We start from the raw sequence: 383 nt of genomic DNA, 5'->3' as shown, positions 1-383 counted from the left end.
TTTCAGGAGCTTGCAGACTGGAATCTTTCAAGCTCCGCAGGACCGACGACAATGTAATTGTCATAGTCGGACACTATGACAAGTCAAATATTGATTTCTATCTGCTACAATAAGTTTCCAGTACCCCACAAACTGAGGGTCGGAGATTGTTATGGATATGGTAAAGAAGGAAAAATATAGAGAAATAGAGAGAGAAGTACAGAGGCTTGAAAATCTGTTCAATATAAAGGCTGTGCGATTGAAGGCACGTTATGAGACCAAGGCTATTCGTTATATGTTTGGGAATGGGGTCGAGGTTTATTGCGGTTGGGAAAAGCCTTACGATATCATGACTTGTTTGCATGACCATTATATTGACCATTCTTTTCCTGTGAAGGATGTGA

At 40.5% G+C, this 383-nt stretch carries 1 protein-coding gene; it reads left to right on the top strand.

The window, feature by feature from the left end; translation table 11 throughout:
* Positions 1 to 151: 151 nt before the first annotated feature.
* Positions 152 to 383, top strand: a 232-nt coding sequence (locus KP705_RS19035; protein WP_215765440.1) for a hypothetical protein, incomplete at its 3' end; no start/stop codon positions are given.

It is taken from the genome of Gluconobacter sp. P1D12_c (assembly GCF_018812105.1).
Lineage (GTDB): Bacteria > Pseudomonadota > Alphaproteobacteria > Acetobacterales > Acetobacteraceae > Gluconobacter > Gluconobacter oxydans_A.
The sequence above is the reverse complement of the archived record's forward strand: the minus strand, read 5'-3'. Positions and strand labels throughout refer to the sequence as shown.